Annotated in this window: 34 protein-coding genes and 1 pseudogene; 12 read left to right on the top strand and 23 right to left on the bottom strand. The window is 56.5% G+C overall.

Going from position 1 to position 23,616, the window contains the following annotated elements; translation table 11 throughout:
• Positions 1-34: 34 nt before the first annotated feature.
• The 23 genes from ACR3EG_RS10605 to ACR3EG_RS10495 form a co-directional block, all read right to left on the bottom strand.
• Entirely contained in the window at positions 35-394 is a 360-nt protein-coding gene (locus ACR3EG_RS10605) for a hypothetical protein (protein WP_480495534.1), read from the bottom strand.
• Between the two features lie 104 nt (positions 395-498).
• Positions 499-2,016, bottom strand: coding sequence for a hypothetical protein (locus ACR3EG_RS10600; RefSeq protein WP_480545846.1), 1,518 nt, complete (start codon positions 2,014-2,016; stop codon positions 499-501).
• Positions 2,016-2,741: a phage adaptor protein gene (locus ACR3EG_RS10595; protein ID WP_480495530.1), complete on the bottom strand. Its 726-nt coding sequence runs from the start codon at positions 2,739-2,741 to the stop codon at positions 2,016-2,018. The genes ACR3EG_RS10600 and ACR3EG_RS10595 overlap by 1 nt, the downstream gene beginning before the upstream one ends.
• Positions 2,738-3,289 (bottom strand): hypothetical protein, encoded by a 552-nt coding sequence (locus tag ACR3EG_RS10590; protein ID WP_480495528.1) that lies wholly within the window; start codon positions 3,287-3,289, stop codon positions 2,738-2,740. The genes ACR3EG_RS10595 and ACR3EG_RS10590 overlap by 4 nt, the downstream gene beginning before the upstream one ends.
• Before the next feature lie 53 nt (positions 3,290-3,342).
• Entirely contained in the window at positions 3,343-3,492 is a 150-nt protein-coding gene (locus ACR3EG_RS10585) for a hypothetical protein (RefSeq protein WP_480495526.1), read from the bottom strand.
• A 5-nt stretch (positions 3,493-3,497) separates the two neighbouring features.
• Positions 3,498-3,962: a hypothetical protein gene (locus tag ACR3EG_RS10580; RefSeq protein ID WP_480495524.1), complete on the bottom strand. Its 465-nt coding sequence runs from the start codon at positions 3,960-3,962 to the stop codon at positions 3,498-3,500.
• 12 nt (positions 3,963-3,974) lie between these two features.
• Positions 3,975-4,943, bottom strand: a complete 969-nt coding sequence (locus ACR3EG_RS10575; RefSeq protein ID WP_480495522.1) for a phage major capsid protein — start codon at positions 4,941-4,943, stop codon at positions 3,975-3,977.
• A gap of 13 nt (positions 4,944-4,956) precedes the next feature.
• Positions 4,957-6,030 carry a hypothetical protein gene (locus ACR3EG_RS10570; RefSeq protein WP_480495520.1) on the bottom strand — a complete coding sequence of 358 codons (1,074 nt, stop codon included), beginning with the start codon at positions 6,028-6,030 and terminating at the stop codon, positions 4,957-4,959.
• Positions 6,023-6,352, bottom strand: a complete 330-nt coding sequence (locus ACR3EG_RS10565; protein WP_480495518.1) for a hypothetical protein — start codon at positions 6,350-6,352, stop codon at positions 6,023-6,025. The genes ACR3EG_RS10570 and ACR3EG_RS10565 overlap by 8 nt, the downstream gene beginning before the upstream one ends.
• Before the next feature lie 20 nt (positions 6,353-6,372).
• A complete protein-coding gene (locus ACR3EG_RS10560) occupies positions 6,373-8,451 on the bottom strand; it encodes a cell envelope integrity TolA family protein (RefSeq protein WP_480495516.1) in 2,079 nt (692 codons plus the stop codon).
• Positions 8,452-8,516: 65 nt separating this feature from the next.
• Positions 8,517-9,899: a hypothetical protein gene (locus ACR3EG_RS10555; protein ID WP_480495514.1), complete on the bottom strand. Its 1,383-nt coding sequence runs from the start codon at positions 9,897-9,899 to the stop codon at positions 8,517-8,519.
• Positions 9,899-10,180: a hypothetical protein gene (locus ACR3EG_RS10550; RefSeq protein WP_480495512.1), complete on the bottom strand. Its 282-nt coding sequence runs from the start codon at positions 10,178-10,180 to the stop codon at positions 9,899-9,901. The genes ACR3EG_RS10555 and ACR3EG_RS10550 overlap by 1 nt, the downstream gene beginning before the upstream one ends.
• A 24-nt stretch (positions 10,181-10,204) precedes the next feature.
• Positions 10,205-10,501 (bottom strand): hypothetical protein, encoded by a 297-nt coding sequence (locus ACR3EG_RS10545; RefSeq protein ID WP_480495510.1) that lies wholly within the window; start codon positions 10,499-10,501, stop codon positions 10,205-10,207.
• Between the two features lie 2 nt (positions 10,502-10,503).
• Positions 10,504-10,881: a hypothetical protein gene (locus tag ACR3EG_RS10540; RefSeq protein WP_480495508.1), complete on the bottom strand. Its 378-nt coding sequence runs from the start codon at positions 10,879-10,881 to the stop codon at positions 10,504-10,506.
• Positions 10,882-10,885: 4 nt separating this feature from the next.
• Positions 10,886-11,104 (bottom strand): hypothetical protein, encoded by a 219-nt coding sequence (locus ACR3EG_RS10535; RefSeq protein WP_480495506.1) that lies wholly within the window; start codon positions 11,102-11,104, stop codon positions 10,886-10,888.
• Positions 11,101-11,622, bottom strand: coding sequence for an MT-A70 family methyltransferase (locus tag ACR3EG_RS10530; RefSeq protein ID WP_480495941.1), 522 nt, complete (start codon positions 11,620-11,622; stop codon positions 11,101-11,103). The genes ACR3EG_RS10535 and ACR3EG_RS10530 overlap by 4 nt, the downstream gene beginning before the upstream one ends.
• A 53-nt stretch (positions 11,623-11,675) precedes the next feature.
• Positions 11,676-13,106, bottom strand: coding sequence for a toprim domain-containing protein (locus tag ACR3EG_RS10525; RefSeq protein ID WP_480495504.1), 1,431 nt, complete (start codon positions 13,104-13,106; stop codon positions 11,676-11,678).
• Between the two features lie 53 nt (positions 13,107-13,159).
• Entirely contained in the window at positions 13,160-13,429 is a 270-nt protein-coding gene (locus tag ACR3EG_RS10520; RefSeq protein WP_480495503.1) for a hypothetical protein, read from the bottom strand.
• Positions 13,426-14,133, bottom strand: a complete 708-nt coding sequence (locus ACR3EG_RS10515) for a YdaU family protein (protein WP_480495501.1) — start codon at positions 14,131-14,133, stop codon at positions 13,426-13,428. Before ACR3EG_RS10515 ends, ACR3EG_RS10520 begins: the two co-directional genes overlap by 4 nt.
• Entirely contained in the window at positions 14,130-14,492 is a 363-nt protein-coding gene (locus tag ACR3EG_RS10510; protein WP_480495499.1) for a hypothetical protein, read from the bottom strand. Before ACR3EG_RS10510 ends, ACR3EG_RS10515 begins: the two co-directional genes overlap by 4 nt.
• A gap of 23 nt (positions 14,493-14,515) precedes the next feature.
• The gene (locus tag ACR3EG_RS10505) at positions 14,516-15,097 is read right to left on the bottom strand and encodes a hypothetical protein (RefSeq protein ID WP_480495497.1); all 582 of its coding nucleotides are present in this window, start codon (positions 15,095-15,097) and stop codon (positions 14,516-14,518) included.
• Entirely contained in the window at positions 15,097-15,603 is a 507-nt protein-coding gene (locus ACR3EG_RS10500; protein WP_480495495.1) for an HNH endonuclease, read from the bottom strand. Before ACR3EG_RS10500 ends, ACR3EG_RS10505 begins: the two co-directional genes overlap by 1 nt.
• Positions 15,604-15,742: 139 nt before the next feature.
• Complete coding sequence (locus tag ACR3EG_RS10495) at positions 15,743-16,195, bottom strand: hypothetical protein (protein ID WP_480495493.1); 453 nt, start codon at positions 16,193-16,195, stop codon at positions 15,743-15,745.
• A gap of 60 nt (positions 16,196-16,255) precedes the next feature.
• Here ACR3EG_RS10495 and ACR3EG_RS10490 point away from each other — a divergent pair, with 60 nt between their 5' ends.
• From ACR3EG_RS10490 to ACR3EG_RS10435, 12 genes and pseudogenes are all read left to right on the top strand, one after another.
• The gene (locus tag ACR3EG_RS10490; protein ID WP_480495491.1) at positions 16,256-16,948 is read left to right on the top strand and encodes a helix-turn-helix transcriptional regulator; all 693 of its coding nucleotides are present in this window, start codon (positions 16,256-16,258) and stop codon (positions 16,946-16,948) included.
• Positions 16,949-17,193: 245 nt separating this feature from the next.
• Positions 17,194-17,463, top strand: a complete 270-nt coding sequence (locus tag ACR3EG_RS10485) for a hypothetical protein (protein WP_480495490.1) — start codon at positions 17,194-17,196, stop codon at positions 17,461-17,463.
• Complete coding sequence (locus ACR3EG_RS10480) at positions 17,460-18,356, top strand: DUF7666 domain-containing protein (protein ID WP_480495488.1); 897 nt, start codon at positions 17,460-17,462, stop codon at positions 18,354-18,356. Before ACR3EG_RS10485 ends, ACR3EG_RS10480 begins: the two co-directional genes overlap by 4 nt.
• A gap of 88 nt (positions 18,357-18,444) precedes the next feature.
• Positions 18,445-18,849 (top strand): hypothetical protein, encoded by a 405-nt coding sequence (locus ACR3EG_RS10475; RefSeq protein ID WP_480495486.1) that lies wholly within the window; start codon positions 18,445-18,447, stop codon positions 18,847-18,849.
• A gap of 115 nt (positions 18,850-18,964) precedes the next feature.
• Positions 18,965-19,714: a DUF1281 family ferredoxin-like fold protein gene (locus ACR3EG_RS10470; RefSeq protein ID WP_480495484.1), complete on the top strand. Its 750-nt coding sequence runs from the start codon at positions 18,965-18,967 to the stop codon at positions 19,712-19,714.
• Between the two features lie 10 nt (positions 19,715-19,724).
• Positions 19,725-20,711, top strand: a complete 987-nt coding sequence (locus ACR3EG_RS10465; protein ID WP_480495482.1) for a PD-(D/E)XK nuclease-like domain-containing protein — start codon at positions 19,725-19,727, stop codon at positions 20,709-20,711.
• Between the two features lie 7 nt (positions 20,712-20,718).
• Complete coding sequence (locus ACR3EG_RS10460) at positions 20,719-21,303, top strand: 3'-5' exonuclease (protein WP_480495480.1); 585 nt, start codon at positions 20,719-20,721, stop codon at positions 21,301-21,303.
• The gene (locus tag ACR3EG_RS10455; protein WP_480495478.1) at positions 21,300-22,316 is read left to right on the top strand and encodes a recombinase RecT; all 1,017 of its coding nucleotides are present in this window, start codon (positions 21,300-21,302) and stop codon (positions 22,314-22,316) included. The genes ACR3EG_RS10460 and ACR3EG_RS10455 overlap by 4 nt, the downstream gene beginning before the upstream one ends.
• Positions 22,313-22,600 (top strand): hypothetical protein, encoded by a 288-nt coding sequence (locus ACR3EG_RS10450; RefSeq protein WP_480495476.1) that lies wholly within the window; start codon positions 22,313-22,315, stop codon positions 22,598-22,600. Before ACR3EG_RS10455 ends, ACR3EG_RS10450 begins: the two co-directional genes overlap by 4 nt.
• A gap of 8 nt (positions 22,601-22,608) precedes the next feature.
• The gene (locus tag ACR3EG_RS10445) at positions 22,609-22,908 is read left to right on the top strand and encodes a hypothetical protein (protein WP_480495474.1); all 300 of its coding nucleotides are present in this window, start codon (positions 22,609-22,611) and stop codon (positions 22,906-22,908) included.
• Entirely contained in the window at positions 22,905-23,279 is a 375-nt protein-coding gene (locus ACR3EG_RS10440; protein ID WP_480495472.1) for a nuclease domain-containing protein, read from the top strand. The genes ACR3EG_RS10445 and ACR3EG_RS10440 overlap by 4 nt, the downstream gene beginning before the upstream one ends.
• A gap of 22 nt (positions 23,280-23,301) precedes the next feature.
• Positions 23,302-23,586: pseudogene (locus ACR3EG_RS10435) on the top strand (DUF4326 domain-containing protein); the annotation flags it as partial.
• Between the last annotated feature and the right edge of the window lie 30 nt (positions 23,587-23,616).

The following is a 23,616-nucleotide window of genomic DNA, read 5'->3' as shown; positions in this document are numbered from 1 at the left end:
AGCCAGTTCGCTTTGAAGGGCTATTCCCCGAATTTTACAGCAAATCAGGATTTCTAGCCATGAACCGCCGGGTGAACCTGCTCTCGCGCCACACCTCATCCGTCATCGTAAACAGTATCCCGTTCTCGTCGCGCCCCCTCAACCTGGGGATCATATACCCGTCATAGCCATAGGCGCGGGCGATACGGCACATGCGTGTGTTGTCTTCGGAAACATCCAGCGCCACAAGCTGGCACCCACATTGGTCAAAAGCGTAACGGTGTGAAAAGAACAGCGCCTCTTGGGTTAGCCATCCGGGCTTTCCGGCCGCCGAGAACACAATGGTTTCATTCTCGGGGCACCAGTCATGGAACACAAAAGCCCCCTGAAACGCTCCGTCCTTAAACGCACCCATGCTGGCGGTGCTTGATGTCTCCCACCCGCGCGGCGCAACCTGGTTAGCGACATATTGGCAAAAAGCTGCGTTCTCTTGTGACCCGGCTTTTGCAAACAACACACTCAAATGATGTTGCCCTGTTCGTAAACCACGTCCATCGCGATCACCTCAAGGTTCGGAGCGACGGGCCGATTGACAGGTAGAATAACGGCAGGCGACAGGGCGGCCCCAAAGCCGGTTACAGACTGCCATTCGGAAAGATAGGCGCGATACTCATCCCCACCCCACCGCATGACACCCCACAAGCCCACATCCCACAGGTTCTGATTGCTCGTTCCGGTTACAACCGGCGAAGATACCGCGCCGATCTCATAATCTGAGAAGCAGGCCAAACCGATATTGTAGGTGTCGTTCGTGCGTCCCCGAAACCGAGCCAGCTTGGACACCTTCATGGATGCATCGCCCTCCTGGAACTTCGGCACCCACAGGCCCGCAAACTCCGACCCCTGATCGTTACCGCCTACCTCGCCCTCAACGATGGTCGACGCGGACGTCCCGAAAAAGAACCGATCGTTAAAGACGATGGAACAGCGGACATCCCAGCCCGTATAGCGGCACCAAGCGCCGGTGCGGGTGTTGGCAACAAAAGCCACATTGCTGTCACCGACGATATTGGGCGTGCCGATGACAAGCTGCGTCAGTTTCGAGTGCAGGGTAACGCTGATCGGGTTGTTCGAGGTCCGGTTTGCAATGGCCTCCTGCCACGCTTCCTCTATCGGATAGGTCAGTGCCGACGCCTGCAGGGCCCCGCGCTCTTTGCGCAGCGCCTCAGATACCGACACGATCCCCTCATCCGTGGCTATGGCCAAATCACCACCGGCGCGGAAATGGGCGTGTTTGCTGACGGGCCTGCCGATAAAATACACCCCGGACAAGGCAAAGTTAGACGACGGATCGGTGCCCGAGTACACGGCGACCTCGCCCAGATCCGAGACGAACACCATTAGGTCATCGATGCCGTCGCCCGCATCAATCGACCAGCTCGCACCAAACAGCAGGTTGCCGCCAAGGTTGAATATCCCACGCAACGGGAATTCGGTCGCGGCCCCCGAAACAGCGTTGGTCCCCAGATACCATGCGGAATTGCTGTTCTTCTCAACGAACCAGAGGCGGTTTTTAAACGCCCAGACATAAGACAGATCTTTGGACGACGGCCCCGTGATCGTCGGGGTGGACCATGTGGTTCCATTATACTGGCGGACGTTATCCAAGCCGTTGGCAATGGTCAGGAAGCTCCCGCCGCTGGTGGTGAACAACCGGCTGGACCAATCGCCACCTGCCAGCCCTGTGACGGACGCGGTTGGGGAAACATCCGGGCTTGATGGATTGGTGATGTCATAAATGGCGTCGTCGGTTGCCGCGAACATCTCGACCGTGGTGCCGCCGTTAAAGGCAAACAGGCTGCGCGGTTCTGCCGCCACCGTGGCGTGTTTATTCGACCCTTTGCGCAAGCGCGCGCCCTGTGCCGTTGGAAAGATGTTGTCCAGAATCTCGGCCGCATCAATCGGGCTTTGCGATAGGTTGGCGTTTTTCATCCACCCACGGCGCGGGGCCGGAAATGTGATGTTCTGGTTCCGCATCAGGCCCCCGGTATGAAATCAGGCACGGGAACGCGCATCGGCTTCAACCCGTCGCTGCTGTCGCCAAAGTTAATCCGGGTCCGGCCTTTCAAACGATTGGCCGTTGTTGCAACCCACGCCTCATATTCCGCCATCAGCTTGTCCGCATCGAAGCCTTTGTTCATGCGCCACCGGGCCACCGTGCCGATCTCAACCGGACGACGGGGAAACAACAGAACATCGCTCGCATCCGTCAGCATCTTGCCCGTCGCGCCCGATCCATCCGCCATCCAGTTCGTAGACATGTAAGACACGGTGATATTCGCACCGGCACCGGGGTTCGGGTACAGAGACAGTTTCCAGTTCTCATCATACCCGGTCAGGCGGTAGTAACGGTTTGTTCCGGCTGTCCCGATGTTTTTGAGCCGGGTCCAATCCCCGTCGCTTTCAATCGGAACGCCCCAACGCCGCGTGGTAGTGGTCTCATAGATCGACGGGTCGCCGAACTGCAGGCGGAGGAAGTCCGAGGGCAGATCATAGTCCTCTGCCCCCGTGCCCGAGATCACCACCTGCTTTCCGATGGGGCTGGGCCAATCAATCCGTTTGGCGAGGTCGTCAATCGTCTCGCGCAGGAAGTCGTCACGGATTTCGACATGGGTGTTGCTCGTGGCGTTCACCCAATTCGACGGCGACGACACCCGGCATTGCCGCGCGATACGATCTAGAACCTCAACAACGGTTGTCATGCAGCGTCCTTGTTAGCGGGCTTTTTCCCGGACTGCTCTTCCAGCAGCGCCATAGCCGCAGCCAGTTGGTCTTCCAGCTCGGTGATCCGGCTTTGCGTCTGCACAGAATTGGCGTTTTCAAGGAACACCTGCGCCTGTTTACGCAAGTCCCGCGCGTTCGGCAGAGCCACCTTGTCTAGCGACCCCTCAGACATTCCGGCCACATCCTCGACCGACTTGATACCGGCGCGGTTCAGCTCGAAAATTTCGGGTTCGCTCACACCCACCCATGCCGTCAGGGGCATTCCGGTCTCGGGCATGTCTTTGCCGTTCTTCCAGGCTTCGTAGTGGGGTTCGATCTGGCTCCACACGGCTTTCATATGGAACATCTTGGTCCCGGCCGGGTCGCGCTCATCGGCAAACTCAGGCGGCGGGATCAGGTCATTGACACGCGCATGGTTGATCGACGTATTGATGGCATGTGCCGGTGCGTAGTCCACGTAATGAACCGTTTTGCCTGCGGCGTTCACCTTTGCCTTGAAGCCCAAAACTCGGATATCGAGACCCATTTTTCTACCTTTCCATGAAACGGGATAAGGGGGCCGCTACAGCCCCCTTTAAATCATTTGCTCATCAGGCCGGCATGTTCTGTCATACCGTCAAGCCACTTGCTTTCGGGCACCTTGTTGTCGATGGCATAGGTGATGGCGGTCTTGCGTTCGCCACCCTTCCATAGCCGCTCGACAACTGCCGCGTGATCGGTTTTCGCCATCGCGATCACCAAGGAAAGCAGCACATGATTTCGCGCGCCGACGCATCGTCAGCAATCGCGCAAACATGCGATGTCACAGCCGCCGTGACGTCCAAAGTGCCGTCTGTGGCACCAACGGGCGTCAGGGCGTTGCCATCAGCACCGGCGGTCAGAGCGATAGCCAGTTTGGCCGGGCCTTGGATCTGAACCCATCCGAATTCGCCATCGCCCGGAGCCGCCTGCAGAACACCAGCACCGATACTAACGCTGTCCGACACGTCCGAGGTAACGACGCTGTCTTGCGCGCCGCCTGCCTGATAGTAATAGGCCACCTGACCGGCGACAGCGGCCACGGAGCCCGCGCCTGTGTCGTATTTGACGAACTTGTAAACCTTGCCGTCATGGGCGCAGTAGTGATCGCCCAGACCGGGCGCATTGCCCTCGTCAAGCTGGTCAGCGGTGTACGTGCGGGTGAGATTTGCACCAATCATGATGTCACCTCCTTACGCTGCATCAAGCAGGACGCCCTGCAAGCTGCGGTTCGAACACACAAGATTGCCCATCCAGTACATCGGGATCACAACAGCATCCTGATTGGTCGGCTTTTTCTCGTCGTCCATGGTCCACTGCGCTTCCTTGTGCTGGATCAGGTACAGATAATCCGTGTTCAGGAAGTACATTTTCTCGGCGTTGGTTGCGAAATTCGAGTTGTCATCGAAAATCACGTCCGCCGTCTTGTATTTCAGGGTCGAGAACCCCTCGGTGGCGCTGTCCTTGTCGGCATAGCGCGCGCGATCTTCCACACCGGCCTCAAAGGTCGAGTAGAAGTCATGCGACATGACGATAAGGTCGGGCTTGTCGTCCCCACGATTGAGCCCCAGCCAGAACTTGCCCATCTCGTTTTTCAGCGTTGCCGTGGTGTAGGAATTGGACCCGGAGATTTCCTGAGCCTTATTCTGCCAGAACGCGAAGGTGGCGGAATTGATGCCCCCAACTGTACCCTGCCCTGCCGTCTGCACGATATGCGACAGGCCGCCCACCTGGTTGTCCAAAGACCCGTCCGAATAGATGTCGATCGACATGTTATTCGCGGCGGTTTTCAGCGCGTTTTTCTTCCGTGCCTTGACCAGATTGATCATGCGCTCTTTGGAACCCATGTTCATGCGGATCTCGCGACCCGAAGCGGTCACATGCAGCGCGGCCTGACGCCATTCGAACTTGGCGGTGGTCAGAACGTCCGACGCATCCGTGTTCAGTTCTTCATAGCCTGCATAGCGCTGGTATGTCTGGTTTTCGGCGTATTCCAACGGCAGTGCGATTTCATACCCGCCGTCTTCGGTCTTGATGTTGCCCTTCTTCTTCATGCGATTCAGAAGCGCGTTGTGTTTGCTCACGTTGTCCGCCAGCTTGGTGGACCAGTTGCGGTCAGTGGTTGTGACCATCTCCGTGAACACTGCCGATGGTGATGCCATCTCTCATGTCCTCTCAACTCCGCATGGCCTTGTCATAGGCCGCCGCCATCATCTGATCTTCTGTGAGTTGGGCGGGTTTCGTGCCACGCGATTGAACATTTGCGGATTTGGCGTTCAGGGCTGCTTGCGCTCTCTGGGGGGCTTCCGTCGTTGCCGGCGGTGTGCTTGCCCGGAGACCAAAGCTCCTAACTGCCATGTCATACGCGGTGTCCAGAATGTCCGTATGGGAGGCGCTGGGGGCCGCTGTCTGCTGCGCCATCTGAACGAACTGAGGAAGGTGCTGCTCTACCACTTGGTAATGCTCTTTGCCGCTTGACCACTGTTGGATCTCGGACTGCACCCGGCTCTCTTCGAAAGATTGCGCCGCTATTCCCCGAATTGTATCAGGATTTGCAGAAGTTTGCAGTTGAGTTTGCAAATTTTGGATTTGACCGCGCAAATCGGCAATCACCGCCTGATCGTTGGTCGGAGCCGCCGGGGCCTCACCTGACAGCGCCTGTTTAAGCCCGTCCAGAGACCCGGTGGACTGAGCGACCTGGATCAGCGTGTTGACGGGATCACGCATAAGCTGGACGCGGGTTTTTGCCAGTTCCATGGCGTCTTGCGCCACCTGATCGGGCGTCATGTCGGCCAGTTCCGGCAAGTCTTTGACCGCGGCGGCCAGTGTATCCCGGATCGGCCCCAGACCCTTCATCATGCGGCCCGCATTGGTCGATTGAACCTGCATCTGGTGGTAGCTGGACAGGATGGCGCTTTGCACTTCGGGTTTCAGGTTTTCCCAATCGTTGCGAATTTCGCTCGGCAAGGCGCTGAAAATCGGTGCTTTTTCAACAACCGGCGTTTCTTCCGGTTCTTCTTGTGTGGCTTCTACGTCGGGTTCTTCTTTTGCCTTGAACCGTCCCTTTTCGTCTCGAGTCGTATCGCCTGCCGCAGAAGCGTCATCCACTTCCTCGGCTTCAACCCCCTCTGATTGCGCTTTTTCCCAAATCGCATCGAGTTGCTGATCCTCCGTCAATTCCGGTGTCTCAACAGGGGTCTCGGTCGGCGCGCTTTGCGGTGCTTCGACTGCTGCTTCGATATCACTCATTTATCATCGTCCTTGGTTTGTGCGGCTCATCCCGGTATTTTTCGGACAGTTTCAATCCACGCTTTCGGGCAAAGCGCTCGTTTCGGATCTCGCCATTCGTGGGCGATCCCAACTCCTTCTGCTCAATGCAGTTGTGCTTTTTCAGATTCGCGTTGTGCTGCTGCAGAGTGCGGATTTCCTTCCCCGTGACGGGGCACGCATAGGGGCTGAACCCCATGATTTGCGGCGTTTCTGGCTTTCGGGTGCGCTCTGCCTCAGTCAGCATCGGTTCCCCCGTCGCCTTGTTGACCGCTACGCCATTTCGATAGACATAAGTTGCCATTGGTCCTCACATGCTAAACGTCAGGGCGCATCTGGAACTGTTGCCCCTGCAAGAACCCTCTCACCCAAGCTGAGCAAGGCTCGGACGGCGGCCTGATCGCCATCCCCATCAGGAGACTCTTTCGACGCGGTGAGCGCCGCCATGCTGGCTTGAAACGCCATTTCCTCGCGCTTCAACCGTTCCTCGCGATCCAGCTTTTCCCGCTCCCATGAGATCTTGCGTTCATCCGCCAGCAGTTCCGCCTGAACCTTGGCCTGGAATTCCTGCAGCTTTCTCGCGGCCTCCCGTTCACGGGCGCGCTCATCGGCCTGTAACTTGGCTGCGTCTGACTGTGCGCCTGCCTGCAGCTTGCGATCCTCAATGGCCATACGAGCTTGAATTTCGCCTTGCTTGGCCGCCATATCCGCTTTGGCCTGTTCCTCACCCGGATTTGGCCTTGGTTGCGCGGCCGCCTTCTTTGCCACATCAATCAGGTTCTCAAGCGCTTCCTCACCTTGCTTGCCCAGATTGAACATGCGGGCAAAAGCGCTGAATATCTGGATCACAGGCTCTGCTGCTTCCGGGCCGCCCTGGTCAACCAGAGGGGCCATTGTCTGGAAATAAGACGCGGCGCCCTGCATGAACTGGCCCATCTCGCCTTTCATCCGGGTCAGATCGCCGCGGATGATGCTATCGCTTTCAACGTCGATGGCGTACTGCATCAAGCCTTGGCGCAGGAATTCCAGAACCATCTCATCCAGCAGCTTCCCGCGCAGCTCATTGAGCCGCCGGTCCGAGAAATGGTTCATGATGATCTCGGTGGACAGCACGAACAGATCCCGGACCATGCGCTCGATCTGACGCTGCATCTTGCGGATGCGCAGTGATCCCCATTGGGTCTTGATTTCCTGAGCGTGGGCGGTCTCGTTGGCGTTGGATGCGCCCCGCACGATGTCAGAGATACCCGTGATCTCGTAAATCGACTGCTTGGTCTGTTCCCGCGCGGTGTATAGCTCACGGACCACGGTTATTGCCAGATCCACCGGCCACCACACAATGGCCTTGTCCAACCCGCCTGTCTGCGCCAGCCCCTCGACGTTCTCAATCGGGATCAGCTCGTTGTCGTCGGCCTCGGCGACCCGCTTGATGTTCGCAGCATCCCCAACAACGGCACCCCGGACCTTGAGGCCCTTCATGATGGCGTTGATGCGTCGCGTTGCACGGTCGGCTTCCTCAGCCAGCGTCTTGTACAGACGAAACGGATTGATTGGCGTTCTGCGTCCGGTCAGGGTGATTGGCTGCACTGGGCGCGGATTGGGGAAGAAACCCGTCAGGCCAAGCGGGTCATCGACCTCTTTCAGCAGCATGGAATTCGACGCATCCACAAAGATGACCTGCCCCTTCGCCTTGTCCCAAATCTCCCAGATCGTGTGCTCGTCCAGCTTTTTCTGATCGTCATCCGGGTTCTTCTGCAGGTCCATGTAGGCTTGGTCGAACTGATCCATGTCCTCGTCATGCACAAACAGGCGATAGGCGACCCACGGAACGTCTTCCCACCGCTTTGCCGGTCCCTCGACATAGTCGCGCCATGCAACGACTTCGTACTGCACCCGTTCGTTGACGGGGCTTTCCTTAGTGATCTCCTGCGAGATCATCTCGCCCGTCTCGGGGTCTTCCTGCTCGACCACCTCTGCCGCGGTTTCAATGTCGGCGTCAAACCGAACACGGATCACGCCCCGACCCGACAGAAACGCGTCCTGCGTCCCGGCTTCGACCTCGATGTCCAGCACGTTGTCGTCAAGCTGGGCCTCTACTGCGCATTCCAGCGTCTTGGCGGCCTCGGACAGTAGTTCATAGTACCCGTCGTCTTTGCTGACGTATTTGACGCGGATATCGGGGATCGGTGTCGAGTTGTAGAGAGACGGGACGATGGTCTCGACATTCGAGAACAGCATGTTGAAGTCGTACTTCTCGCCCTCGCCCGTCTCGCTGTTGCTGTACGCGGTTTCGGCGGCTTCGGCGTCCTTGCGCCATTCTTCCTCGGCCTTGAGACGGTCGTTGATGCGCTGCATCCATTTTTCGCCGCGCTCTTTGAGGTCTTTTGCGTTGATGTCTGCCACGATCGGGGGTCTCGCTCTATCGCGGCCTGCACCGCCTTCCCCGAAATTATATCATGGTGACGGGTTCAATCCCGCTGCCGCTTGCGCCGCCGCACCATCGCGTCAACGGCCTCTTTGACTGACATGTTGCCTTGTATCGTGCCGTCTGCCTTTGCCTTGTATTCCAGATCCTTCGGCTTCTGCTGTTCCTCTTGCGGCTTCTGATCGCGCCATACCAACCCGAGATAGCGCCACGCCGAGCCGATATGTTCGGCCCAATCCTTGACCGGGTTCTCGCGGAAGGTTTTCAGATCGTCATCCCATTCCCGCCGATACGCCCGCAGCCCTTCGATACCCACGGCGCAACGCTCGTCGTCAAACACAGCTGCGTTGATCGCCATACGGCCCGCCTGCTGCCCATCTGCGACTGAGACCTTGGGAATACGGACCGGCGTCCTCTTGCGCTCTCTCAGCCGCTCTATGCGGGTTTTCTTCTGCCCCCATTCCGTTGTCAGGATGTCATGCGGCACATAGTCGTTGCCGTTGTAGCCCCGGTTTTCGAGTTCTTTGATCCAGTCGTCCAGGTCTTCGGATTCGGGCTGATAGAAATCCACAATGCGCAGATCGCCCTTGATGACCTGAAAGCACCAGATTGGGTTGTTCACGGCCTTGCCCAAATCCCAGACAGTGTGGACCGGATAGCTTTCATTGATCGGGACCGTTGTCAGCCTGCCTTGCCGATCCGCGCGGGCCATCTCAGCGCCGTAGATCGCGCCGATGATCGCCCCAGCGAATGAGCAATAATATTCCTGTTCGAACAGCGCCAAGCCGAGGTCGATGCCATAGAGCGCCTGATATTCTTCCAGCGCCTCGGTAAGCTGTGCCTCTGTCAGCGCCTCAGTATCCGTCACCGATGACAACTCGGCAAACCAACTATCTGACCGGGTGGCGAGATCATACATGGCCTTGGCGTGGTTGTTTCCGCGCGGTGTGGTGATGAACGCCGCCGTGCCGTTGCTTTCCTGGATCATGGGACGGTGATAAGCCCACGCCGCCGGGTTGCACAGCGCCCACTCCGAATAGGCTATGCCGACCGGGCCAGAACCAACCGTCGCGTCATATCGGTCAGAGCCGAGCAACTGCCACGTGGACCCCCACACCGTTTCGATGAACATATCGGTGTCGTTGGTGCGTTTGCGGATCTCGGGCGGGAATGCCTCGTCAATCCGTCGCTTGCCCGTGTGGCTGTTGATGCCGTTCCAGATCGCCTTGCGCGCCTGCGCGTATTCCGGGAAGCAATGCCAGTATGTACCGACGCGTCGCTGTGACAGTTCCCGGAAGCCGTTCAGAACGATCTCATCCTTGCCCCATCGGCGGTGCGCTATCTCGATCAGGCGGCGCTTCTTCTGCTGAACCAGTGCCTCATGGAATGCGCGCTGATACCACCGGACGCGGAACTCGAACTCCATTACTTCTTGTCTTCATAAACCGTTTTAAACAGGATTTCCCCGGCTTCGCCTGTGCCGCTAACCTCGACTGCCTTGAGGTTTGGAATGGTCTTATCCAGCAACCCGAACGCGGCCCTGACCTGGCTGTCCGACATGACCGTTTGGCGTTTTACCTTGTCGTAATTTTCCATGTCCGGGTCATCGACAAAAAGCGCATGATTTTGCAGCCTGTTAATAAGCTGACTGGTCTGGATTTTTTTCTTCACCTCATCCGGGTGAAACAACTGCTTTCGCTTTGCCATAGTCCTTACTCCTTCCCCGATATTTTACCGCTTTCCGCTGCGGGCGGCCAAACCCGCGCTTATGTTGTACCTGTAGCGATAGTTGCTGACGGCCTTGCGGGTGGTGTTCAGCAGCTTAGCGATTTCGAGGTCCGATTTTCCCATCCCGGCCAAGGTGCGAATTTGATAGATGACGCCCTGCTGCCTGCGGCGCCCTACTGTCCAAGGCTTTTTGACCTCGACGGGTTCGGATGACACGCCGGTTGGTATGCGCGTCACCTTTCCCTCGGCAATGGCCTCGTCAATCAAGCGGCGCTCATCTTCGGTGATTTTTGCTACCATGTTCACGTCCGGATAACCTTCCTGATCAGGCGGCCAAACCTGCCGGTAATTGCGCTCCACCATCGCGAAAACGAGAACTTATTTTTGCCGTGGACCATGGCTTGGCTTTCCTGCCGTAGGCTGAGTGTCAGTCTGTTCTGAGTTTCGACCAATTGACGCTGTTTTGCGGCGAGTTGGCCCTCGTACAATTTGATGAGGTGGTTTTCGCGCTGACTTTGATCTAGCTGACCTTCTGCCACCATGTTGGCCACGTGATCTCGGTTGCTGGCAATGGTTGGCACAAAGTATGTCGATCCATCTGGCGCGGTGCATTTTAGCTTGCACTCAACATGGCCGACGCCGGAGTTGTTGTATTTGGATGTTTTGCCGTTCTTGCTCATGTCCCTACCTCTGCTTTGATTTTCTGGATGGCCGGCGCATTTCCCGCAGCCTGAACAGCTTCAAGTTCTTGATCTGGTGATACATCGCGGGGCCGTCACCGGGGATGTCCTTCATCCCGAGAACCTTGGCGCGCTCCTCGTCGGCGATGCGCTCGATCTCTTCCACGGTGTCTGCATCGCGCAGCCTGTCCTTGATGCGGTGGCCTTCCTCGATCACGTTCATGCCGCAGCTCCTGCATTAAACTTGTCGACTTGATCACCAAACACATCCCATCCCGGTCTTTTCTGCCTGCTGAACAGCTCAAGGCGCGGAACATCGGGACAAAGTTTTTCGGCAGCCTGAAATGCTTCCTCCGGCTTGCGAGAATGCTCGCGGGCTACACCTTCGATGACAGAACGCACCGATTTCGATGTTTTCGGCTTGCCAACGGTTCCAATCAAGAACGGCTCGCCAGCACTGCGGAGAATGTAACCTGTGCCAAATGCCTGATTGCCGTGGACGGTCTTTTTTGACCAATGGCCAGCGGTTTTGAAGGTGAAACCCCATGCGTCCAAGACTTCGAAAGCCTCACGCAAAAGCGGGTTGCAGGCCCACAGCCAGAGAACGCAATCATGAGCAGCCAGATGACCAACCGGTAGTGATTTTATCCAATCGAGATCTTGGCATTGGTATTTTGCGGAGGCATTCTTGTGCTCCCCGGCCTCGGACCAGTTTTCGAACTGCCAAGGCGGGTCAGCCATGATCAAACCGTATCGAAGCAAGGGGATTTGGCTGAAGTCAGCGTATGCTTTCATCAGAATGCAATCTCCGCCTGCTGGTCGCGCGCCGACACCTCATCAATTGCCTGATATCGTCCGAAGACCTCGGCAAAATCGACCTCTATTCTTGATTTGCGGGTGCCGTAGAGCAGAGCGTCGCGTGTTTTCCAATTGATGATATGAACTCTGAAATCGTGGTTCCCTTCCGGATGGACCGTGATCCCAAGGCCGGGTTTGTTGAAGAACGCAGCGCTATCCGCGATGTCATAGCCCGTTGGGGGCGGTATCTTGCCCTGCGAATATATCTTTTTCGGGTGCGCGACGATTGCGATATGTATTTCCAGGCGCTTCGCCAGCTTCCGAATGAACCTGAGCGCGAAATTGATGTAGTGCGTCATGTTCTCGCCCGGTTGGGGCAGGTGTTCCAGTTCATTCCACGGATCGACCACGATCAGCTTGCATCCATCCCGCAAGGCCAGAACCTTGACCATGTTTTCCAGCCACCCGAGGTGGTTTTCGCTTTCGTCTGACGGATGAACCAACCTCCAACGCTCATCCAAATCCTTAAGCAGAATGGCTTGCTGATCCGGCGTCAGGTCAACCCACGGCAATTTGGTGAGGTTACGGCTCAGTTGATCCCTGATGCGGTGCGTATGGGTTTCAAACCCGATACTGCCGATCCTGACGCCCTCGCTGCGCGACACCTCATCAGCAACCCAAGTGATCAGGGTGGATTTTCCACATCCGGGAAGGCCAGTCCAAACGGATACCTCGCCCAACTCCAATGCGATGACCTTGTCGAACGGGTGCTTGTTGACCCGCAAAATGCGCTGTTCTGACATTGGAGGAACATCCGAGAAGCCAGAAATTGTGCCGCCTGGGGGATCAATCCGCACCGCCTCAACCAGACAGCGGGACAGCTCCCCTTCCCCGTACTTCATCAGGACGTTGTTCGGGTCTTTGCAGTCCTCCGGCCACTTGGCGTATCGCACGTCATGACCGGCCAGAATGTTCGCCACCGCCCGCGGAAGGCTTTCCCCAGCCTTATCGCTGTCACCGGCCACAATCACCCACGGTGACGCCCGCAGTAGATCCTCTGCGGCCGCCAGATCTTCCGTTTTGTTCCCCTGTTCGGTCCATCCGTCCGGCAATGACACTGCCCGCAGATGACCGGCCTGCATCACCGACAAACAGTCAATCTCGCCCTCGGTAATCACGACCGGCTTGTCCTGATCCTGTGAAAGCACGTCGGCGTTGTAGAGCCCCCGGCTCACGCCCTTGGTGCTGAGAAACTTCTTGTCGATGGTTCGGAACTTCGCCGCCTTGAATTCGCCGCTGACCAGATACGGAAACATCGCGACCTGACCCAGCGAAGGATGATCGGTGGCCCGTACCTGCATTTCGGTCAAAAGCTCTGCGTCCAGTTTGCGAACGCTTCTGAGCCATTCCATCACGTCCTGTGTCATCGAAAAACTCGCCTCCTTGAAAATCGCAGTGCCAGCAGTGCCATTGGACGCCGTCAGGCTTCCGTGTGACGCTCAGGCACGGGTCTCGTTTCTTCTTTCGGGTTCCGCTGCATTCCGGGCACACCGTCCGTGCGTTGTTGCCTGTCCATCGCCTGACCTCGATTCCGTTGTCCCTGAGAATTTCGCTTTCGGATTTCATTCATCACCTCGTGCCGCTTTGCGCCTTGGGCCTCTGCCGCAAGGGTTTCCGCCTTGAACCGAGACAAGCCACCATCGAATTCCATGATTGCTGCCCGTTCCTCGAATGCGTCGATGTCGATCATGTGTGGACCTCATTGCCGAACCAGAAATTGCCTGAACCCGCCATGCCTGACCGACTGGGTTCATCCTTGAGGCGTTTTCGAATCCAATTCCGCCAAGTGGCATTCCAATCCAGCTTGACGCCCTTCTGACCGGGAACGCCGATCCAATAATCTCGGAATGTCTCGGCTTCCCGCCTGATGTCTTCTCGGCTGAGCCCCTGTTCGAGCGCCCATTCACCCAAGGTCTTTGGGAGCACCCAGTCGGCAGGCAATCGACAACCTTTTTTTTGTAAAGAACCGTTAGGTTCTTTCTTTTTATCTGGTTCTGGTTCTGGTTCTGGTTGCTTGGGCTTTGCTACAGCATTGCTAGAAGTCGTTTTGTTTGTTTTCAGTGCTTTAGTTCGACCGCCCTTAGAACCGGCACTTTTCCTTTTTTCGTGCGCTTCATTTGCGGCGCAGAATTCTTTCGTCAGCCTAGCATTGCTATAACGCCCACCTTTGGCCTCAAAGAACTCGCTCAAGACGCCCCGGACAGCTTCCTTTTCTTCGTCAGAGTGAGCCCGAACCCGGCGCATGATCCAGTCCTCATCTGCCGGTATCGAGCATCCGGGTGTCATCCAGCAGATGCGCAAAAGCCGGTTATATGCCCCGTCCTCAGCTATCGTGAGATGTGATGTTTTTGCCTCGAAGTCGGCAGGATACATCGGGAAGTATGGAAGGCTCATTTCGCGGGCCCTCCCAAAGCGAGAATGGTCTGGCGCGCGGCGACCCAATCAGGATCTGGCGATACTGCGTCCCGCACAGCTGATAGAATGGTTCCGTACAGTCTGTCTGCCCGATCTTCCTGACCGGGCAAGAACGTGTCCACTGCATCACCGGCAAAGGCTTCTGCTTTTTCGGGGAAGGCTGCGGCCATTCGGCAGAGCTTTAAGCATTGTAAAAACTGCTTCGGCCCGTCTGTTTCGATAGCAATCTTGAAGATCACTGAGGGGCGAATCTGATCTACGGCATCAATGAGGTAGAACAACAACTCGGCTTCCGTTTCAGGGTCGGTGAGATGAGTTATCCCCGCGCCCTCGATCATGCAGCTAATCGGATCGCCCCTGCTCATTTCACACCTCGTATGTTCGAAAAAAGTTCGCCCGTTGGCTTCGCCTGAAAGCCGCGGACCTGTGTTGCGCACGCCCAATCCCATGTTGCCGCTGCGTCGGCCGCATCCAGATCGGGCACATCCCACCCCAGCAAACGGCACCGCGCGGCAATCTCTTCCTTGATCGCCAACTTGGCCTTTGCGGGTTTCAGGTGGGGAAAATCTCGGGACGTTTTAGCCTTGCCCATGAAGTGGCGACGAACAGTAGCGGGGTAGACAGGGATCAAATTTATCCCCCGATTGGCCGCGCAGCCCTGAACGCATCCAAAGAGCTTGATCAAGAACGAATTCGCGTTCTTCCCCCCGATGGCAGCCTCGACTGCCATCAAATCCGGCTGATAGGTCTCAATCAAACCCTGCGTCATGGAGAGGGATTTGCTCAATCGCCTGCTTTCAAGCTTGAACTTGTCAGCCTGGGACATGCCTCCACGAACAAAGGGGGCATCACCAAGGCTGATGGACCAGCATTTGGGTTTTTCGCCGGGACGGCCCACGGTGATCCCGGTTTTCGTTGCGAGGTCCAAGGTGAGTATTTTCATTACTCGGGCCTCGCAAATTTGCCATGAAGATTGCGACAAGCCGTGACATATGCGGCGTGTGCTTCCTTTGGACTGTCAAAAACACCAAGATGTTTGCGTTTACCCCGGATGCAGATCGCAGCCCGCCAGTTTCCACGCTGCTTGCTGAACGTGACCCCTTTGAAACCGGTCGAGTTGTCGGCGTGGGCACCGCTGTTGCGGGCGTTTTGTGACTTGTCCGCCAGCCGAAGATTCTTCCTGCGATTATTGAGGCCGTTGCCGTCTCTGTGATCCACTCCAAGGGCCGGTTCACTCAGAAGAACACGATGCATCAACTCCAGCCGATTGGTTTTTTCTTCCGGCACCCAGACGCTTCTGCCAGCGTAAATCTTTGAGCCGCGTGTAACGGCGCACCAATTCTTACCTTCGACCAGTTGCCGATCTCCGATGTCTACAATGGTCTCGTACCCCCGGGTTAGGGGTACGATCACGATGTCACCACGGACGCTGACAGGGCGGACTTTCATGACTGCGCGTTCCAAACCTTATCTTGGGGAAGGCGCGGCTTATGGCCCTCAGCAACCGCCCGATCTTTCATCAGGCGGCCAATATGAGCCTCTGCAGCGGGCGATACCTTGAACGGACCAAAAGCTTTGACCAGAACCGTCACGCTGCACCCCCACCAAAAGGTGTGATGTTGCCGTCGTCGCCCATGTTGGCGTCAACAGCGGCGTTGAAATCGACCGGGTCGTCGTCGCCTGCCCCGTGTTCTTCCGCGATGGCATTGGCTTCATTCGCCGCTGCCTGTTGGGCATCCTCGTTCGGGTTGTCCAACGGCAGATCCGGGTCGTTGTCGAAAATCTCACGCTCGGCCACGGGCAAAAGCATCTGCATCGACCGCAGCCAGTCCTTGCGCTTGCCCTCGTTCTTGATTTTCAGCCCGGACCGGAATTGAGACAGAGCTTTAGTTTCAAGGCCGCATTTCTCGGCATACGCACCGATGGCCTGCCGCCGTGTTCCCGAATTGGACGCGTCAGACCCTTCGCCCTTCGTCCATTCATTGTGCTTTTGCAGCAGTTCGTCGCCGTTTACAGAAATCTTCTGCGTTCCATCAGACATTTGATGACCTTTCGAAAATGAGGGGCCGGATTGTGACGGCTCGACCCCGTGGCCGTCGTCATGAAAAAACCCGACGCCAAGGGGCATCGGGGTGGTCGGTATCTATTCAGCCGCGCCAAGGTGTTTGTCGTGAGGCGGTACGGAATTCTCGTTTCCGGACTTGTATTTCGGAGAAGCGTTGCCATTTTTTTTGTCAACAGACTTCCATACGAAAGCAGACAAGGGACAGAAAACACCATGACTCTCGCACAAGGTTTTCAATGGCGAATACCAACCACCCGGAAACCGCCCTTGACGCCGGATGTGTCTCAGATTTCTTTCGGTGAAGCCAAGCTCATCAATGAGCCGCTGCTCCCCGAGCTTATCAATGATTTCAGAAGCGGTGATTTGTGTCATGCCGCCGTTATGACAAATTATTTGTCCTTTCTCAAGACAAGAGAAGGGACCTGTAGCAAAATTTCTTGTCAAAGTACCATGTCCTACATGGAAACGAGCGACAAACCTTTCGGCGATATTGCCGCCCGCCTTCGATGGCACAGAGACCTAGAGGGCCTTACCCAGAACGCCTACGCAAAGAAAATAGGCGTCAAACGTGCAACTCTTAACAATTGGGAAAGCGGCGACTACCGCCTTTCTTTGGACGGTGCTATCGCCCTCCGAAAGACATATGGGTTGTCACTGGATTTCATGTACGAGGGCATAGACGATGCGTTGCCGATGACCCTGCGCAGAGCTTGGCAGTCCAGACCCTGAGTTAACCACTCTAAAAAATCTATTGTAAAACCACTTTGCTGCGCACCTTTGCGCAGCATTTCTATTTTATCCATTTTATACCCCTCCGAAATGAGCCTAGAGAATGATTAGCGCAATTGAGGCGTTAATTTGGCGGCTATCTTATTTTGTCTCAATTTGAGTTGATGACAAACTTTTTGTCTTTTTGGCCTTGCATTGACAAATTTTTTGTCTTATCTGTTTCTCAACGAAACGGAGGAACGACGATGCAAATCAGCAAGATCATCGAAGCGGCACAGGTTCAGCGTGGGATCATCCCCCAGACCTTCGTTTGTGGCTGCTGTGGCGATGAGTTGGACCGTGATGACCATATGCGCGGCCATTTCCAGCCTGAGTTCGAAGAAGCCGTTTTCAATCTGTTCGGCCCCAACGTCTGCTTTGGGTGCGCCGACAACATGGACAAGGACGGCGACGATCAAGAAGCGGAATACGGCGCTGATGATCGCTACGACGAATGGAAGGAGGCGCAGGTATGACAAAAACAATCGCATACAAAGGCTTCAACGCAGATTGGACGTGCCGTGGCTTTCAATTTGAGGTTGGGAAAACCTATGAGCATGAAGGCGAAGTAGAGGTTTGCGGTGCAGGATTTCATGCCTGCACACATCCGCTTGACACCTTCGCATATTACGAACCGAGCCGGTCCAAATATGCGCTTGTTGAGATGTCGGGCGAAACTGACAGAGAGCAAGGCAGCGACACCAAGCTGGCTGCGGCGCGTATTGAAATCAAGGCGGAACTGCACCTTGGCGAGTTGATAGAAGCCGCCGTTAAGCACGTTTTTGACGCGGCTAAATGGGTCAAGGGTAGCACGGTAAAGAAAGATCAGGGCGCAGCGTCAGCCACAGGTTATCAGGGCGCAGCGTCAGCCACAGGTTATCAGGGCGCAGCGTCAGCCACAGGTGATTGGGGCGCAGCGTCAGCCACAGGTGATCGGGGCGCAGCGTCAGCCACAGGTGATCGGGGCGCAGCGTCAGCCACAGGTAATTGGGGCGCAGCGTCAGCCACAGGTGATCAGGGCGCAGCGTCAGCCACAGGTTATCAGGGCGCAGCGTCAGCCACAGGTGATTGGGGCGCAGCGTCAGCCACAGGTGATCGGGGCGCAGCGTCAGCCACAGGTGATCGGGGCGCAGCGTCAGCCACAGGTAATTGGGGCGCAGCGTCAGCCACAGGTGATCAGGGCGCAGCTATGGCATCTGGGCCCAATGGAAGGGTCAAAGGCGAAACAGGCTGCATGATAGCGCTTTCTGAGTTCAACGACGCCTACGAGCGTATCGCAGCGTGGGCAGGAGTTGTTGGGCAAAACGGCATCAAACCTGACACTTGGTATGAGCTGCGTAACGGTAAGCCTGTTGAGGTGACGGAATGACCGCCCTTCTTGCCATCATCGCCACGACAGGCGTGTGTCTCATCTTTCTTTTTCCCGGCAAAGCTGCCCTAAACGCGAGGTCAGGCAAATGACCAAGTACATCCCGCAAGCCCCGGATCACGAGTTTTCCCAAGGCGATTTCCGCGCCGAATACGAGAACATCGAAGTCTTGGACTGGCCCATTAACCCCGACCGGACCAACGGCTCCAAAGCCGCCACTCACTACGAACCTTTCCGGTCGGACCCCGCGCGCCCCGTTGTTGATGATCGTTGTAACGAGTACCGGCGCGCAACAGAGAACGGCCCTCGTTCCTCCTCCCCCGAGGGCCGTTCTCAAGATTTCGGCAGGCACTTTGAACGCCTGAACGAGCCGCAGATGATGACGGACCAACTTAATCCCGTCTTGCGGTTTCTACAGGGCGAAGAATGGGCCTGCAAACTCACCATCGTTTTCGGTCTCGTCATCCTGTTTTGGGCGAACTGGCCGTTTTGATTGCCTCGTGCGGGGGATTTCACTGTTCTCCCCCGCGCCTCAACTGGCGGGCGGTTCCATCCCCCAAAGATAGACTGCCCGCCTTTTTTCTACACACAAAACAATGGAATGAACAATGCCAAACCACGTCACAACGAAGCTGAGAATTACGGATTTGGGCGGTGCAAGTCTCGCTGATGTTCGGGCGACATTCCTGAACGACAACCGCAAGGTAGATTTCAACGTGATAGGCCAAATGCCCAATTGCCTTGAGGGATTCGAGCCCCACACAGGCATCATCAGCCGCGCGCAAATGGCGTTGGGCTTGCTTGAAGACCCCACCAAAGACCCTGAAAACATACTTGCGCGGCTTTCTCTTTCGAACGCGCTGCGGGATGCAACCACACCAGCGAAGCCCGAAGATATCCCAGCAATAATTCGCGCGATATCGAACCATACAGAATGCGGCTACTTGTACTGGTACGACTGGGCGAATGACAACTGGGGTACCAAGTGGAATGCCTACGATCAGCCTGACGACGGCTTTGCTGACGACGAAAGCGAGTTCCAGTTTCAAACGGCTTGGTCACATCCTCGCGGCCTGATTGAAACGCTTTCAGCGCGCAACCCAACCGTAAAATTTCAGGTCGAATACGCCGACGAAGACATTGGATCAAACTGCGGATCGTATTCCCTGCTAGGCGGCAAAGTGACCGAGGAAAACATTGCGCCAAGATGGGGTGAGCAAAGCGACAAGCAGAAGAAATCGTTCACTGAATTTGCCTTCAAAGTCTGCAACGGAAACGTAGATCCTGCATCCCACGGGTACGATGAGAATTGGCAGTACAGCGACGAAGTTTACGACGCCTATCACAAGGCATCCTGAGCAACACGCCATGACCCTACCCATCACCGATATCGCAGACGGCCAGCAAGTGACGGAACCCGGCGCGTACCGGATGAGCATGAGTTGGTATCATAGCCAAGAGGTTTGCCCCGGCCCGTCTGTGTCCTCGACAGGGATCAGGAAAGCCGCTCTGGAAAGCCCACACGCGTTCTGGAAGACGTTTGACGGCAATCCGAACCGCTACCCCAAGAAAGAGGAAAGCGATAGCCTGATACTCGGTAAAGCCGCGCACTCGCTGATCCTGGGTGATGAAATCTTTGACGAGCATTTCGTCTACGTCCCCAAGGATGCGCCCAAGAAACCGACCAAAACTCAGATCGCGGCATTTGAGAAAAACGGCTTCTGGTCTGACGCGGCAAAGGACGGCGCGGCCTTTTGGGAAGACTTCGACGCTAAAGCCGCTGGCCGCCTGATGCTGAAAGAGGAACAGGTTCAGAAGATTTTCTACATGGCGGAAAACCTGAACGCTAATCCGCTGGCCGTGGAAGTTCTTAAATCCGATCTGATCGAAATTTCAATGATCTGGCAGGATGAGCTGACCGGGCTTTGGCTGAAAAGCCGTCCTGATTGCATCCCGTCAAACAACCATGATTTCGGCGATCTCAAGACCTTTGCGCCTAAAGGCAAAGACCTTCGGTTGTCCGTTCAGCGGTCGATCACTGACTTTGGCTACACCCTGCAGATGGCCTTGGCCGTCATGGGCGCGGAACATGTCTTTGGCACAACCGCTGAGAACTGCGCTTTGGTGTTCTGTCAGACCTCGGAGCCCTATGACGTGATCCCCGTGAACATCCATACGGACACACTTTATTGGGCGCGGGTGTTGATCCGTGACGGTTTGGACAAGATCAAACACGGCCTTGATACCGGCGACTGGCCCGGCGCTGGGTTTGAAATCTTCAACTACGAATTCCCCCCGAGAATGACCGAGCGCCTGTCTGACATGCAGGCAAACGGCTTAATGCCAAGCGTATGAGGCTACAATGATCCTTTTCTACGACACTGAAACCACGGGTTTTTACAACTACCGACTTCCCGTCGACCATCCCGATCAGCCGCATCTTGTCCAGTTGGCGATGCAGCTTTGTGAGGATGACGGATCAATTGTTTCGCAGGTATCGGTGATCGTGGATTGCCCGATCAAGATTCCGGAACAGGCGTCATCCGTGCATGGGATCGACAATCATAAGGCGGCGCAGCTTGGCGTGAAGCCCGAAACGGCCGCTGGCCTATTCAACTTCTTGGCCTCGCGTAGCGAACTAGCAGTTGCCCACAACATCAAATTTGACGCGGCGATCATGGCAACGGCCTGCGCCCGTGCCGGTCACGAAACCGTCTTACAACTCCCTGAGTACTGCACGATGGAAGCGGCCGCGCCCATCGTAGACCTACCGCCGACGGAACGGATGATTGCCGCAGGTATTAACAAGCCCAAGTCTCCCAAACTGGAAGAATGCATAAGGCATTTCTTTGATGAGGATTTGGACGGTGCACATGACGCTTTGGTCGATGTCAACGCATGTCGCCGTGTCTTCTTTCACCTCAAATCATTGGAGGATGCAGCATGAACGCACCCGCCCCCCAAAGCCAAGTCCACCCCGTTGTCGGGTTCAAACAAGACCTAGACCGCCTACAAACCGCTGGCGAACTGGCCCTGCCCGAAAGCGTCCCGTTCAAGGCGTTCAAGAATGCGGCGGTCGTGGCTGTTACCGACAACCCCGGTATTCTGAACTGCAATCCTGCGTCAGTGTTCAAGGCCGTGCGCACATTGGCCGGGGCTGGTTTGGTCCCTGATGGACGAGAAGCCGCCATTGTTCCGTTCCGAGGCGAAGCGCAGGCCATGCCCATGGTGTCCGGCTTGGTCAAGGTCGCCCGCAACACGGGCAAGGTCGCGTCCCTCTGGGCCGAAGTCGTCTATGCCGGCGAAACCCTAGAGGTCTGGGTTGAGGACGGCGAACGCAAGTGGAACCACGTTAACGCGGACGGTAGCCGTTTGGACGCTATGGAGCGCGGAGGTGAAATCCGTGGCGCTTATGCCGTCGCCAAGCTCACAGACGGGACCGTCGAGTTTCAGCCGATGTCCCGTGTCGAGATCGAGAAGCGCCGCAAGGCCAGCGCCAACCAAAAAGGCGACAAGCCCACGGGAATTTGGGAAAAGTGGTACGATCAGATGGCCTTGAAAACGGTCATCCGCAATCTGTGCAAGCGCCTGCCCATGTCGACAGAGGACATGGACCGGATCATGACGGAACAGGATCAGCCCGAGCCGATCCGCGACGTTACCCCCGAGGCGAAACCAAATCTCGCCCAGCGTTTGCAGCAACACAACGAGGCGGCAGAACCGCCCGAGCAGGAACCCGGTCAGCCCATTGACGGCGAAATCCTCCCGCCAGAGGACGAACACGTCGATGAGCCGCCCATTGATCCGTCTGAGATGTCGTTCGCCGAGGGCGTTACAGCCGCCAACAACGGAGGGACCGCAGCGGATTGCCCGTATGGCGATGATCAGATGGTGGACAAGGCGCACTGGCTGGCCGGGTTCAAACAACAATTAGCAGTGAATGCGGGGGCGGATGGATGAGCAAACCGTCTAAAGCCGAAATGAAGGCGGAAATAGCCGAACTACAAACCGCGATTTTGGAGGCCAATCGCAAACGTATCGTTGCTGAAAACTTGGGAACGGACGCCTTGCAGCGCCTAGATCGCGCCCACGATGAGATCAGACGACTGCAAAACGTGGTCGAAAATGAACGCGACAAACGTGGCGATCTCATCATGGAGACACAGCAGGCAATCCCATTGGTCATTCGTTTGATGACGGCGAAGCGTCCAAAAAACAACGAATTCGACCACTTTCCGTTTTGAGGGACGCTATGATTACCGACAAACTCTGCCCCCTTGCCCGCTGCTTTGGACTAGAAGGCCCGGACCTGAAAAAGAACTGCATGGGGCCTGAATGCGCGCTGTACCGTCAGTTACCGCCAGACGCATCAGAGCCGAGCTTTCAGGCCGCAGTTCAACGTGAACAAGCCGCTTTGGCGCAAGATGAAGGTAAAGGCCGAGAAGCCAAGCTGTTCCACAAGAAAGCCGTCGCCAACGTGTCGAAGGCCCCGGAACGCTACGGTGTGAAGATGGAGCGGCGCGGATACTGCGGGTTAGGCGGTCGGCCATGATGCACCACAACCCTCATATGCTGCCGAAAATTAGATCCGACGCCATCATGTCGGCCGCCAACGGTGCGCCTTGCACTCTCAAACTCGCTGGAATGGTCGGAGAACGATGCGCGCCTGCTGATACCGTTGTGGGCTGTCACCTACCCGTCTGGGGGAAAGGCATCGGCACAAAGGTTACAGACTTGGCCGTCGCCTTTGGCTGCGCCCGCTGTCACCAGATCCTTGATGGCGTCGATAAAGGCAAGCGGGACTACATCGAAGCCCATTACCGCCAAGCCTACGAATTGCGGCTTCTTCACGCCCTTACCGAAACCCACGCCCTTTTGCTGTCCCGCGGGATCATCGTCATCCCCGACGGCGAAATCATCTGAGCGGCGGAAACAGGAGAGACGGATGACCGCACAAACGAAGATCGAGTGGGCTGACCACCCTAGGCGCATCCAACTCAAACGCGCCAAAGGCTGGAAGAAGCCGGACAACACAACGGTCGTTGCTCGACCCGGTCCGTGGGGCAATCCGTTTAAAGTCGGTGAGCACGGTGATGCAGCCGAGTGCGTGAGCAAGTATCGCCGCTTATTGGGTGGACTGATCGACATGACAACTCCGCCCTGCCCGTCATATGCGGAACAATCTGCAACGCTGGACCAAGTGAAAGAGCAGTTGCACACCTTACGCGGCCGAAGTCTCGCATGTTGGTGCAAGCCAGAT

It is taken from the genome of Ruegeria sp. AM7 (assembly GCF_056535965.1).
The sequence above is the reverse complement of the archived record's forward strand: the minus strand, read 5'-3'. Positions and strand labels throughout refer to the sequence as shown.